Genomic DNA, 268 nt, shown 5'->3' on the forward strand with positions numbered 1-268 from the left:
CGGGTGCGAGCGCCATCGCATTGGTATTCCGGGAGTTAAAAGTACTGAAGTTTGAATCAGCTTTTTGCTTTTAGTGCTTAAAGCACCTGGACATAGCAAAAACTCCCGGAATCCCGGGAAACCAACAGAGTGGGCTAATTTTATGTTCAAACTTTAAGGCTTTTAATCCCTTATTAATCGCTGCGTATACGATTAAAACATTCGCTTACCAATAAAGTAATTTCAGGAGATTGGCAAATAAAAATAGTTTTTATTTATAAACTTTATT

The organism is Bartonella sp. CR127HXZ, from assembly GCF_042194555.1.
Taxonomy (GTDB): Bacteria; Pseudomonadota; Alphaproteobacteria; order Rhizobiales; family Rhizobiaceae; genus Bartonella; species Bartonella grahamii.